We start from the raw sequence: 14,065 nt of genomic DNA on the forward strand, positions 1-14,065 counted from the left end.
ACCGCCACGCTATATATTAGCCGCCGTTGTTAAGCAATTAACACCTACTTAAATAAAGTAATACGACTGTAGCTCAGTTGGTTAGAGCACTACCTTGACATGGTAGGGGTCGGTGGTTCGAATCCACTCAGTCGTACCAACATTTAAGAACCCTAAAAAAATTGTACGACCGTAGCTCAGCTGGTTAGAGCGCTACCTTGACATGGTAGAGGTCGGTGGTTCGAATCCACTCGGTCGTACCAATTAAACTCTATATTTCAAACAGTTAAAAAACCCTATTCAATATACCCATTAATTTTTTGTTGAAAATTAAATTCTTAGCTTTTTATTATTTTGTATTCAAAATTTAAAAATAACGAGAGTCAAGCCTTAAAAGATCATCCTAAAAATTACAGTTATTATCGATTTGTGCCCAAACTAGTGCCCAAGCGCCCAAAGCACATTTTTAGCTCTTTAATCCACCTCAAAATTAGACCCCCACCCCTGAGAATTACAAGTCAAATTATAAGATTGAATGGCAATGTATAAATACAGCACAACAGGGAATGACAGCTCTAGGCTATCTGCTCTACTTCTACTAGCGTAAAGTAAGGAAACACACCGCATACTATTGAACACAACTGGTAAGCTAAAGCTTTATACCAGTGATTTATAGCTATAATAAAAAGATTCAAGTAAGTATCACCGGCTAACAAACGCTCCTAGCACATATACAAGAGGCGCATTCCAATTAATTGCCACTTCGTTCGTTGAATAACTACACCAGCTATCGCTGTATGATTTTGCAGGTTCGTTGGAATCATAGTTACACTCATCCTGCTGCCCAGCTTGGGGACCGCCAACTAACATACCTGGTACTGGAGCTGTAATGCCATCACTTTGTGAAATTCGATGATGCGGGTGTTGTGGTGTTTTATCACCAAAACCAGTAACAAACGAATATCCTGTTGGGTTGCGTCCTAGAATGTAATCAACAAGCCCTTGCGCAGCCTTTAAGTACTGCGAATTATTATTTAACTCAGCGGCTTGTAGCAAAATTATCGCTTTATTTAACGCTGCTGAATTACTTCCCCACACAAAGTCAGACTTTTCCATCGCAACAATATATGGGCTATTTTTATGTTGTTTTAAATACACATCAGCTAAGTGTTTTTGCTTTATTTTAAGATCTTCGTATTCTTGTTCACTCAATAAATCTTTTGCTTTAAACAGTAAACTGCTTAAAGAAAGATACGATACATTTCTCCATGAAGGAGCTGAATAATGAATATTTATCTCTTTGTAAGTATTATAAAAACCTTTATCTCTAGTTGTTATAAATAACTCTGCAGCGGCCCAAGCAAACTCATCTTTTAGCTGATTATCACCATACTCTCCACTTTTAATATCATCAGGTTGCTCATAATATTGGGTTTGATTTTCAAGCGAGTACTTCCATGCGTTAATTGCAGCCGCTAAATATTGCTTACTTTTATTGGGATAATAGGGAGCAATTACTCTACTGGCCACCGATAACGTCGCGGCAAAATCAAGGCTAGCCGCTGTGCTTTTTCCTATCATGTAGCGCGCTCTTTTATCTTCATGCGGCATTTCATAGCCTGGCCATTCACGCGTTGTGAGTTTATGATAAACACCCCCATCATCGCTTTGCATAGTGATCAGCCATTCAAGGTTCCATAGTGCTTCGTTTATAATATCGGGGACGTCATCTGACGATTCAGGGATGTTTAATATTTGCTTTTGATACACTTCAGGGTAGTGCTCAAACGCCGCAAGTAATGTGTACGTGGTAATACCAGAATTAACAACATACTTGCCATAATCGCCCGCATCGTACCAGCCTTTTTGAGATTGCACCTCTTTCGCTTTAAAGTCATTGCCTTGCTCTGCTGATGAGTGATAAAGCACGTCGTCGTCTTTATGCCCTAAAGGCCGCGCATAAATACCTGCATACTTTTTCTCTATTACAATACTTGAACGATTTAAGTAATAGTATTTTAACGCCGCTGCATGAATCGAGTCATATACATGATTATTAATTGAGAATACGGCAGAATCTCTCACTCCTTTTACACGTAAAAGGTAATCTCCTGGTGTTACAATATCTGTAAATTCAGCGCGTTTAAAGGTGTTATTTCCTGAGTTGTCCCACATTTTAGCGTGTGATAACTGGCCGCTACGTATTATTTTATTAGTATTTACATCCACTAAATCATAAGTAGTCGCGGTTACATTTGGCACTATTGCTATTTTTTCGCTATTAACTAAATAACCAAGCTGATTAACTGCTATTTTTTGATTAGATGACTCTGTGCTCAGTTTACTAAAATCATCTTTTACTACCGCCGTGCATGCACTCAAGAAAAGCACAGCGATTAACGTTAATTTTAAAACAACATTTTTCATAATGCCCTTTCCGTATGCGCATAAATTCAAGCAAAAATACAACAAGGGTGCACTAATATGCACCCTTTGCCATTTATTCACCGCATTTTATATTAGCTGTTTCCTTTGCTTTAGGTTCAAATTGAACATTAGCAACGCGTACTTTAGCTGCGCCTTCACTTGATAAAACAAATGGCGCACTAGAGCGTTCAAATTCAACTCCCTTATTAGCAAAACACAATAGGTCTATCGATACTTTATGCCATGTACTTAATTTAAATTCTTTAATAAGAGGCGCTATGTCAAACGAACCACACTTGCTTTTACCACAGCCCATTTGAACATTTAACGTTTTTTCTGGGTAGGCTTCTACACGCACATCGAATGTTAAGGCACTTTTATTGATTAAGTACTGCGATAAATCTTCTCTGTACCATGTTGAGCTAATTAATGCAGATGCATGATTACTGCCAGTCCAAGTGAATTCTTTTGCGTCTCCTTGAATTTCCTTGTCAGCTTCAATCATACTTAAGCCTTGAATTTTACCGACCGGAGTTTGGATATCCTTTGTTTCTTGCTCTGTTTGCAATTGATAGTTCCAATCACCTTTTGCCCTCCCCTGCATAATTACATAGGGTGTATTAGTGGGTACTTCAAATACAAAATCATTGTGAGTATTTAACTTACCAAGATTTACATTATCCTTGTAAGTTAAACCAAATCCATAAGCAAATAATGGGTCGTAAGGTTTATCGAATCTATTTAATACAACTTGCGACGCGTATTTAGGCCATGAAAAAGAAAGCTTACCTTTGAAGTCATACTCGATATTTCCTTTTTTATTGGAAAATAACACGTCAGCTACACCTACGCCTTCACTACCTGGAAGCCAAGCAGCAACAAACGAATCAGATGCGTTGATTTCTCTATTAACCCAAAGTGGCCGGCCAGATAAAAATACAGATACCACTTTTATGCCCTTTGATTTTAATGACTCGATTAATTTAGCGTCACGATGAGAGTGAGCCTGATAAGCTATTGATTTCAAGTCACCAATCCACTCTGCGTATGGGTTTTCACCAAATACAACAATAGCTATATCGGGTTTTTTATCAAAGCTTCCATCAGGGCTTAATACAGCCTTACCACCGGCTTTGTTTACCGCCTGTTCAATACCATCAAAAATTGACGTTCCCCCAGGAAAATCAGACTTTACATTACCCTCACCAGTCCAATTAATCGTCCAACCGCCAGTTTGCTTACTCATATTATCAGCGCCGTCACCAGCAACTAAAACTTTACTATTTGGGCTAAGCGGTAACAAATTATTATTGTTTTTCAGCAGCACTAAAGATTCTCGTACAGCTTGCCTTGCAATCGCCTTGTGTTCAGGAGCACCTAATAATTGTTTTTGGTTTGCGTATTTACGCTTTGATGGAAGTCCTTTATTGAATAGCCCCGAACGTATTTTTACTCGTAAAATACGCCTAACTGCATCGTCAATACGTTCAATGGGAATAATGCCATTTTCAACTTGCTCTATAGTATTACCTATAAAAGCTTTCCAGTCTTCGACTACCATAAACATATCAAGCCCAGCATTTACAGCCTGTGGGCAGCTGTCATTAGTACAACCAGGTATTTTACTATGCGAATTCCAATCACCTACTATAAAGCCATCAAAACCGAGTCGAGTTTTTAACACATCAGTAAGCAGATATTTACTGCCATGTAAACGCAGTCCATTCCACATATTATGCGAGGCCATAATACTTTGTACACCCGCTTTTATAGCCGGAAAATAAGCCGCAGCATGATTTTTAATTAAATCTTTTTCAGTTTCTCTATTATCGCCTTGATCAATCCCTTGATAAGTACCACCATCGCCTACCCAATGCTTAGCGGTAGAATAGATATGGTCGTCATCTAAAAAGTTAGATGTGTTTACTTTACCTTGCAGTCCTTCAATCATTTCTTTTGAATACAAAGCAACTATCTCTGAATCTTCAGAGTAGCTTTCATAGGTTCGCCCCCACCGATCATCTCTGGCAACTGCCAATGTAGGTGCAAAGGTCCAATCGATTCCTGCAAGGAGGACTTCTTTTGCTGTTGCTTCACCAATTTTATAAATTAACGCTGGGTTATGCGCTGCACCCAAACCAATATTATGAGGATATAAAGTAGCGCCAATAAATTTATTATTACCATGTACGGCATCAATACCATACGTAACAGGAATAGCTACACCACCAGCGGATGTATCCATTGAGGCTAAGTACAACTCATCCATAAACGACACCCAATCAGACACACTTGCATTGCGGTCATTATGCAAAAATGTACCTCCTCCATTTAAAACCGATCCTAAATGGTATTTTTTAACATCTTGTGGGGTGACCCATGTTATTTCTGCTTGAACCATTTGACCGACTTTTTGTTCAAGCGACATTTTATTTATTAAGCGTGTAATGTCAGCTTCTAGCGCTGCATTTTTTTCTATTGCGGGTTTTTGTTTTGGCCATAGCGTTATATCATTTTTAGCAAATGCAGCTGAGCATGAAATGCTCAAAAATGAGCCTAAAACAAATGAAGAATAAATATTTTTCATTAAATTGATAACCTGATACTTTGTTAGTGTGGCGAATAGTTTTATTACAAATACACTATAATGTCGTTCAAATAGATGTTTTAGGCGTTCTAATACGTGTAATACACTTTATTTGAACGCTAAAACTGTTTTAAATATTTAAACTTGTTCGATAATACATACCCACACGAATGACATAGATGTGCCAAATAACAATTTTAATAAAAGGTGTATTAAATTGTGAAAGAAGTACTTTTTAACACTCACGATCTCGCTTTAATTTTTACCATGTTTATATGCTTATCGTTTAGCGTATTTTTAATCACATTAAAAAAAGGGAATAAATTAAGTAACTGCCTACTTGCCTGCTTTTTATTAGCTCAAGCTGCTATTCCTATGGATAATCTTATAAACTTTGGTGAAGCATTTAGACCTTTTGCATTAAATTTATCGCCAAATTTGTTTTATACATTCGGCTTAGCATTTTGGTTAGAAGTCCCGCTACTTTTGCTCTATATAAAATCGTTAGTTAATAAAAATTATGAAGTTAAAAAAGTTGACGCACTGTATTTTATTCCTTTTATACTTTATGCCATCTATTTCACACTAGATTGGCTTATGCTTGACAACAGCGTTAAATTAGATGCACTCCAGAACGGTACCATTGAAACTACACCTATCGTTGATCGTATAATTTATTTTTCTCGGGAATGTTTTCGTTTTTCTATCAGTGTTTTATGCTTTTTAGAACTACAAAAATATCAAAAAAATATCAAAAATGAATTTGCAGAACTAGAGAGTGTCGATCTGACTTGGTTAAAAGTCTTAGTTATTGGCTTTTTAATTGTTCATTTAAACGCGATATTTGTCTCGCTTGGTATTATTATGTCTTATGACATTGGAATAATTGTCGATCACGAACTATTGGGGCTTACCTCTAACTACGCGGTACTTTTATTAATAACAAGCCTAATATTTTTTAGTGCAGGTCATTCAAGAATATTCCAAGGTATTGACGACACACTCACTACCGAACAAAGTAAATTGCCAGAGGTCTTTGAACCCGAAAAAATACAAAAAATTGAAAGCTACTTGCTACAAAACAAGCCTTATTTAAACCATTTACTCACACTAGATAACCTAGCAAGCCAATTAGAAATGGGGTCAAGAAACCTTTCATCAATAATTAATAGGCACTTTGGTAAAAACTTTTTTGAGTTTATAAATCACTACAGAATTGAAGAAAGTAAACGGCTGCTACTTTTAGAAGAAAATAAAACAGTGACCATGTTGGACATTATGGATAAAGCAGGGTTTAACAGCAAAGCGACTTTTAATACATTTTTTAAAAAACTAGTGGGTATAACACCCACTCAATTTAGAAAAGAGCATTGGGAACGCCAAGCAAAAGCTTAGATTGTCCACTTACAACTCTCTACAACAATGTATTATGGCGTATAATTTTTTAAAATATACGCCTGATGATCGGGCATTACATTTGCTGAGCGACTAATTACTGATTCAATATTTTTTAGTCTGCGTTTTATCTCATCACGGCTTAGCCTGTCAACTAATGGGTGGTAGCTTTTAGGTTTAATGCCTTGTCCGTGCATAACAGCAAGCCAAGATGTTTCGTTAAATAACTCGTTGTCATGTCTAAATATACGACCGTTTTCACTAAACATATCTATTTTTTGTTTTAATGAATCTGGCATTTCTATGTTTTTACAATAACGCCAAAACTCACTATCATCGCGATTTGTTAACTTATAATGCAAAATAATAAAATCTCGAATACGATGATACTCTGTTTCAGTTTGCTGATTAAACAAATCAATATCGCACTGCGTAAAAGCTTTACTTGGGAACAACGTCATCAGTTTTGCAATAGCCGACTGAATTAAATGTAACCCTGTAGATTCAAGTGGTTCAACAAAGCCTGCCGATAAACCAATAGCAATACAGTTTTTATTCCAACTTTTTTTACGCATACCTGTAACCCATTGTAAGCTATTTATATCATTTAAAGGGCTTGATTCCAGTGTGTTTAATAATAAACTCTGCGCTTTATCGTCATCCATAAACTCGCTTGAATACACAAACCCATTACCTACTCTGTTTTGTAGCGGTATTCGCCAAGTCCAGCCAACACTCTGCGCCGTAGACTGTGTATAAGGGTTTAGTGATTTTGTAGATAAACAAGGCGCTGCAACCGCTTTATTACAAGGAAGTAGATGTGTCCAATCTTCGTAGCCCGTTTTAAGTGCTTGCTCAATTAGCAGTCCTTTAAAACCTGAACAATCAATAAATAAATCACCGCTGAGTACCGTGTTATCGTTTAACACTAACGACTCTATCATTCCTGTTACAGGGTTGGTTTTTACTTTATCAACCTGACCTTCAATACGCTTAACACCTTTATTTATAGCGTATTTACTTAAAAATTTAGCATAAAGGGTTGCATCAAAGTGGTAGGCATAATTAATACCTGCTAGCGGTGTATTTTGCTGGGTAGACGGGTGCATAAATTTGTTGGCGTAAGCACCTACCGATGCCAGTGAGTAGTTAGATAAGTTGGAAGTTTTTTCAAATTTTGGGTCATCTTGCATTTTCAACCAAAAATGATGAAAAGGCAGCGCCTCCATATTAGTACCGTAATTTCCAAAAGGATGAAAATAGCGATGCCCCTTTTCCTTCCAATCTATAAATTCGATACCTAGTTTAAACGTTGCATTTGTAAAACGAATAAACTCAGATTCATCGATGTCGAGTATTGTATTAAATAGCTGAATTTGCGGAATAGTTGCCTCACCTACCGACACAGTCCCTATCTCGCTCGATTCAACAAGTGTAATGCTACAATTATCGCAACCAATAACTTTTGCAAGTGCCGAGGCGCTCATCCAACCTGCCGAACCGCCACCCACAATTACAATCGACTTAATGTGTGTATCGCTCATTTTGTATAACCTTTTTAACTAAAAAATACGCTACTACTGCAACTTAGCCAGTAATAGCGTATATTTATGTGCCAGTGGTATTTATTAAAAGTTACCTTTTAAAATAATGCTAAATCGACGTTCGCTGGCAAACCAAGAGCGTGATATACGATTATTATCGTTGTCTATTTGCATAGAAGTACGCGCCACTTCGTTAGTTAAATTGGTACCTTGTAAGCCAATTTGAAATGAATCCGTTAGATTATAAAATACAGAACCATCAAGCTGGCCACCCGCCTCGTTATAAATAGGTAATTGGGTTATAACATCTTTACTGGTTAGCAAATATTCAGAGCGCCAGTTGTAAGCTAAGCGTGCATTTATGCCGTACTTTTCGTACATCGCTACAATATTTACGTTGTCTTTAGAAAGCCCTTCAAGAGGCAATCCATCAAATGCAACATCGGCGCCTTCTGTTGAATCAGGCTTATCTGGTGATAATCCTGCATTTGGTGATCCTTCTTCTTCAATATAGGTGTAGTTAAACTGCATCCCGATACCACTAAAGGCACCAGGTAAAAAGTCATAAAATTGCTGGTAAGCCAGCTCAAAACCCTGCACAGAGCCTTCATCACCATTTGTGGCACCGTTTACTTGTACTACCTGAGTAGCACCATTATTAGTAAACTCTCTATCTACTGAGCCATTAATAAAATAATTACTCATATCTTTATAAAAGAATGATGATGTAAGTGAACCCACTCCTTCAGAAAAATACCACTCAAGTGCTAAATCGTAGTTGTATGACTCCATTGGTTTTAAAAATGGATTCCCCGAGTTAGCTGTATAGCGCGAATAGCGTGCGTCTTGAATTTGTCTTTCATCTGAGCTTTCATCGTAGGTGATCACTAAGTCTTCAGGCGTGATTTTTACAAAGTTTCTTAGGTTTCCTAGAGCCGGTAGTGCTATAGCTTCTGAAAAGCCAAAGCGTAAAATTAAATCATCCTTTAAATTTAATTTTATATTTAAGCTAGGCAGTATATTTGTGTATTCGCTGTTTGCAGTTTGCTCTGTAAATCCTGCATTGCCAAAGGCCGCTTGATCCGAGGGTAAAAAATTATCGGGATCGGATGCATCGTTAATATCGCCAACGGTATCTGGGAATGTTAAAAAGCCATCTGTTTCATTTTTTATTTTTACATAGCGAAGACCCACATTGCCGCTATAAAACATGTCACCTAATTCACCTTCAAAATTACCTTTAATATAAAACGCATTATTTACTTCAGACGTTTCATTAATTTCATTATTTAAAAAATCTCCAACCGCGCCGTCTCTGCTCGACAAACGTTGCCAATTTGGTGATAAAGACGCAAAGGCAGATTCTGCATTATTGTAGTCTTTTACAAACGACTCTTTAGGAAACAAAAATGCTCCCTCTGAGGCAACATTTAATACCCCGCCTCTGGCGAAGTTATCAAAAGTTACCTCCTCATAGCTATCGCCTAAACTTGCACCTAACTCGTCGCCTTGCGCATCAAACCATGCACTGCCATTACCTGCCCACGCCTCAGACAGCCATCCCCAATTAAAAGTAGACTGACGTGTAGTTTGCTCTCGCTTAGCATAACGAGCACCAACTTTTACGCTAGTAAAAAAGCCACTATCAAATGTGTATTGTGTATCAGCTGCAAAGGCAACTTCTTTACCATCATTATCAGATATGTGATCCATTGCACTGCGCCAAAAATAGTTATGAGGATCGGTAAAAAATCCTGCATCGCCGCTATTTGCAGGGTCAAGTAAAGTAATATCAGGTAACTCTGAGCCGTTTTGTTCAATACCAATTACAGCGCGAGTTGCGCCCATCACAGAAAAATCAAAAATCTCTGATGTAGACTCTACATATTGAGCGTCAAAATTAAACGACCATGTATCGTTAGGGCGATACTTAAGATTAAAGCCGTAATCGTCCACTACGTTATCTTGATCTCTAAAACGTGTGATCATCGCATGTTGTGCACCAAATTCACCTGATGGTTGACGCTGCGCATCATTACCACGCCAACCTGCATTTGATGTAATAAAACCCGATTCAAAAAGCCCTTGGTCAGTAATGTCAAATTCAGTACCTTCAAGAGCCACTAAATCATTAATAACAGCATCATCGGCCATTTCAATAGCGTGTTCGGTCCACGCTAGTGACGAATCAGAGCGAATAAATTGGGCTGTAGCTAAAAGCGTTTTACTTTCATTTTCAAACTGTAGTGCTCCTGCAAAACCTTCTCTGTCTCTGTCATCTTCTTTTCGGGTTAAACGCGTAGTACGAGGTACAAATACAGCTTGCCCATTAACAAGTTCATTTTGCTCTTCGTAACGCCCTATTTGTGTACCGTCTGACTGCGCTTTTAGTTTAGAGTTTGAATAATTTACTAATACGCCGAGCCTGCCATTATCTAAATCAAATATATCGCTATATAGGCCAGAAAATGATGGTGTTGTTTTATCTGCAAAATCGCTATATGTTCCATCTAAAGTAAAAGCAATTACTCGATCATCGGCATCAAAAGGTTTACGTGTAACCAGGTTGACAGTACCAGCTATACCGCCCTCAATCATATCTGCCGATTGGTTTTTAAATAATTCAACGGACCCCATTAATTCTGGCGGTACATCTTGGAAACTTAACCCTCGTCCTGAATCTGCAGTAAAAGTGTCACGACCGTTAAATTCACTGCGTGTATGTGTTAATCCACGAACAACAACACCGCTACCTTCAACACCATAATGATCTGGATCATTTGCAGCTGCAAAGCGTTCAATAGACACTCCAGGTAAACGGGTAATTGCCTCAAGTACACTTCGATCAGGTAAAGACCCAATATCTTTTGCTGATATAGCATCGAGTACTGTTTCGCCTTCTCTCTTCATATTTTGGGCATTAATGAGATTTGAGCGTGTCCCTTCTACAATCACAATTTCTATATTATCTTCATTAGCTTTTGCTTCGGTTTCTTCTTGTGCTGCAAATACATTAAAAGAAAATGGTGATGCCATAATTGCAGTGGCAATTATCGACAACTTAAATTTACTGCTCTGTTTTATGTTCTTCATTCTTATTTCCCCAATCAGAATTTAAAGACTACTCACGTAGCACTTAAAATTCTTATCCTGTCTTTTTTGTGTATGTGATTATCGTGCAGGTATAGGTTTAATAAAATTAAAGGCAAAAATCGCCTAACTAACCACACATACCGCTATTTGAACGCTTTATTGAGCCACTTTGGTAATATATACATACCTAGTTTTTATAAATGGATTAATACATAGGGACTGAAAATCATACTGTTAAATAATAATTAACACGTATTTGCAGCGTAATTCCTATTATTTAGGCAATAGGAGTATGAACTTATGTAAATACGTTCATTTAAACGTTCAAATTTATATTAATCTTACCCTTAGACGACTCTAATAATAAGCTCTGTTAGTTTATTTTTATCACACACCCATAAAGAGTTGATAACAATGATTAACAAAAATATAAAAGGTTTTATTGCACTTACAGCAATCGCTACTTTAGTTAGTTGTGCGCCCCATAAACAATCAAATACAGAGACACCAATTTATCTAAATGAATCAGCTGCAACTGAGGAGCGCGTAAATGACTTAATAAACCGCTTAACATTAGAAGAAAAAGTAGCCCAGCTATTCGATAAATCCCCCGCAATTGAGCGCTTAAACATACCAAAATATAATTGGTGGAACGAAGCGCTTCACGGTGTAGCAAGAGCCGGTAAAGCAACTGTTTTTCCTCAGGCGATTGGTCTTGCTGCTACATTTGATGAAGACTTAATGCTAAGAGTTGGTACGGCTATTTCTGACGAAGGCAGAGCAAAGCATCATGCCTTTTTAAATGAAAATAACCACTCAATGTATACAGGGCTGACGTATTGGTCGCCAAACATAAATATTTTTAGAGATCCACGCTGGGGCCGTGGCCAAGAAACCTACGGTGAAGACCCTTATTTAACAACCCGTATTGCGGTTAATTTTATTAACGGCTTACAAGGTGATAACTCTAAGTATTTAAAATCTGTAGCGACACTTAAGCATTATGCAGTACATAGCGGCCCGGAGGTTTCAAGGCACAGTGACGACTACACTGCTTCTAAAAAAGATTTAGCAGAAACCTATTTACCTGCATTTAAAGATGTAATAGCACAAACGGATGTAGCATCAGTGATGTGTGCATATAACAGCGTAAATGGCACGCCGGCTTGTGGTAACAACGAGTTAATTCAAAATAAATTACGCGATGAATTTAATTTTAAAGGTTACATCGTATCTGACTGTGGTGCTATAGCCGATTTTTACGACATAAAATCCCACAATATAGTCAGTACAGAAGCACAAGCTGCAGCTATGGCGCTTAGAACAGGAACCGATTTAAACTGCGGTGATCATCATGGTAATACCTATAGTTATTTAACTCAGGCAGTACAAGAAGGATTAGTTGAAGAAAATGATATAGATATAGCATTAAAACGCCTTATGTATGCGCGCTTTAAATTAGGAATGTTTGATGATGCTAACAATGTGCCTTTTTCTAAAAAACCGATGACGTTAGTTGGATCTACAGAGCATTTAAAACTCACCGAAGAAGCAGCTCAAAAATCATTAGTATTACTTAAAAATAAACAATTGCTGCCTTTAAAAGGTAACGAAAAAATAGCATTAATCGGCCCGAATGCAAATAACACCGCTATTTTATTAGGAAATTACAACGGCACACCTATCAAACCTATTACTCCTAAATACGCATTAGAAAAACGCCTAGGTAAAAATAAACTTACATATTCTGCAGGCTCAAGCATTACCGGTGAGGTTTATACACATTACCAACCTATTGAGGCAAAGCATTTTTTTCATCTAGATCATAATAATCAAATGCAGCCAGGGTTAATTGCCCAGTATTACCCAGCGAGTAATTTTGACCGTCAACCAGCTAAACGACAAATAGATAAAAATATCGATTTTAGCTGGGAACGCTCCCCTATCGACAACTCTATTGAGCAAGAATTTGCTGTTAAATGGGACGGAATAATTAAACCTGAGCAAACAGCACAATACTATTTTAAAGCCACCAATATAAGTTTTACACTTAATGGTAAAACTGTTAATGGCGCTATAACGCTTAATAAAAATGAAGAATATATATTAACTGCACAAGCTAAATTCAATCATTTTTGGCATAGCAACGTTATTAACCCAACAGCGAGTTTAGGCTGGTTAAAAAACCCTCAAAACCTTACTCAACAAGCGCTAGATAATGCCAATGAAGCGGATGTTATTGTATTTGTAGGCGGTATTAGTGCCAATCTTGAAGGTGAAGAAATGCCACTGCAAATTGAAGGATTTTCTCACGGAGATCGAACCAATATTAATTTACCTAAAAGCCAACTTAATTTACTTAAAAAGCTAAAGCAGACCGGTAAACCTATCGTACTTGTAAATATGAGCGGTAGTGCAATGGCATTAAATTGGGAGAACGAAAATATAGATGCCATTGTTCAGGGCTTCTATCCAGGTGAGGCAGCAGGAAGCGCGCTAGCTGGTTTACTTTACGGCGACTTTAGCCCATCAGGTAAATTGCCTATCACCTTTTATAAATCAGTTTCAGATTTACCTGACTTTAAGAACTACTCAATGCAAAACCGTACATACAAATATTATGAAGGTGAAGTACTTTACCCATTTGGTTACGGCTTAAGTTACGCAGACTTTAAATACAAAAACACACGTCATTCAATAAACGCAGACACTGGCGATTTAAACCTAACAACAATAATCGCTAACCAAAGCAGTTTTACAGCTGACGATGTTGTTCAAGTTTATATTTCTATGCCCGACGCGCCAATTAAAACACCTAATAAACAATTAGTGAGTTTTAAACACGTTACCCTTAAAAACAAAACGCAAAACGAGGTTGAATTCACAGTTCCTAAAAACCAACTCACTTATATCAATGAGCAAGGTAATGCCGTGGCTTACAAAGGACGCTTAATTGTTACGGTGGGCTCTGGGCAAGGTATTAAAATACCAAAAGATAAATTTACGGTGTCTAACATTGTTTTATAAAAATAATAAAAAT

The 14,065-nt window shown here is 37.4% G+C and carries 6 protein-coding genes and 2 tRNA genes; 4 read left to right on the forward strand and 4 right to left on the reverse strand.

Annotated elements, in window-relative coordinates; translation table 11 throughout:
• Positions 1 to 62 precede the first annotated feature (62 nt).
• Positions 63 to 139, forward strand: a tRNA-Val gene (locus tag H5087_RS11860).
• A 26-nt stretch (positions 140 to 165) separates the two neighbouring features.
• A tRNA-Val gene (locus tag H5087_RS11865) sits at positions 166 to 242 on the forward strand.
• Positions 243 to 681: 439 nt separating this feature from the next.
• On the opposite strand, the gene H5087_RS11870 is transcribed toward H5087_RS11865, so the two are convergent.
• The gene (locus H5087_RS11870; protein WP_182672158.1) at positions 682 to 2,406 is read right to left on the reverse strand and encodes a glycoside hydrolase family 9 protein; all 1,725 of its coding nucleotides are present in this window, start codon (positions 2,404 to 2,406) and stop codon (positions 682 to 684) included.
• 73 nt (positions 2,407 to 2,479) lie between these two features.
• Positions 2,480 to 4,993, reverse strand: coding sequence for a glycoside hydrolase family 3 protein (locus H5087_RS11875; RefSeq protein ID WP_182672159.1), 2,514 nt, complete (start codon positions 4,991 to 4,993; stop codon positions 2,480 to 2,482).
• Positions 4,994 to 5,212: 219 nt separating this feature from the next.
• Between H5087_RS11875 and H5087_RS11880 the strand changes: the two genes are divergently transcribed.
• Entirely contained in the window at positions 5,213 to 6,388 is a 1,176-nt protein-coding gene (locus H5087_RS11880; protein ID WP_182672160.1) for an AraC family transcriptional regulator, read from the forward strand.
• Between the two features lie 32 nt (positions 6,389 to 6,420).
• Here the strand turns inward: H5087_RS11880 and H5087_RS11885 are convergent, their stop codons facing one another.
• Both H5087_RS11885 and H5087_RS11890 read right to left on the reverse strand, forming a co-directional pair.
• Complete coding sequence (locus tag H5087_RS11885) at positions 6,421 to 7,932, reverse strand: tryptophan halogenase family protein (protein ID WP_182672161.1); 1,512 nt, start codon at positions 7,930 to 7,932, stop codon at positions 6,421 to 6,423.
• Between the two features lie 84 nt (positions 7,933 to 8,016).
• Complete coding sequence (locus tag H5087_RS11890; RefSeq protein ID WP_182672162.1) at positions 8,017 to 11,025, reverse strand: TonB-dependent receptor; 3,009 nt, start codon at positions 11,023 to 11,025, stop codon at positions 8,017 to 8,019.
• Between the two features lie 414 nt (positions 11,026 to 11,439).
• Between H5087_RS11890 and H5087_RS11895 the strand changes: the two genes are divergently transcribed.
• Positions 11,440 to 14,052 carry a glycoside hydrolase family 3 C-terminal domain-containing protein gene (locus H5087_RS11895; RefSeq protein WP_182672163.1) on the forward strand — a complete coding sequence of 871 codons (2,613 nt, stop codon included), beginning with the start codon at positions 11,440 to 11,442 and terminating at the stop codon, positions 14,050 to 14,052.
• Positions 14,053 to 14,065: the final 13 nt, after the last annotated feature.

This window comes from Pseudoalteromonas sp. SR43-7, assembly GCF_014163785.1.
Taxonomy (GTDB): domain Bacteria; phylum Pseudomonadota; class Gammaproteobacteria; order Enterobacterales; family Alteromonadaceae; genus Pseudoalteromonas; species Pseudoalteromonas distincta.

What these genes read in the sequence shown, in the direction of transcription:
- H5087_RS11870 (WP_182672158.1), bottom strand. Translation starts at nt 2,406, where the DNA reads ATGAAAAATGTTGTTTTAAAATTAACGTTAATCGCTGTGCTTTTCTTG.
- H5087_RS11875 (WP_182672159.1), bottom strand. Translation starts at nt 4,993, where the DNA reads ATGAAAAATATTTATTCTTCATTTGTTTTAGGCTCATTTTTGAGCATT.
- H5087_RS11885 (WP_182672161.1), bottom strand. Translation starts at nt 7,932, where the DNA reads ATGAGCGATACACACATTAAGTCGATTGTAATTGTGGGTGGCGGTTCG.
- H5087_RS11890 (WP_182672162.1), bottom strand. Translation starts at nt 11,025, where the DNA reads ATGAAGAACATAAAACAGAGCAGTAAATTTAAGTTGTCGATAATTGCC.
- H5087_RS11895 (WP_182672163.1), top strand. Translation starts at nt 11,440, where the DNA reads ATGATTAACAAAAATATAAAAGGTTTTATTGCACTTACAGCAATCGCT.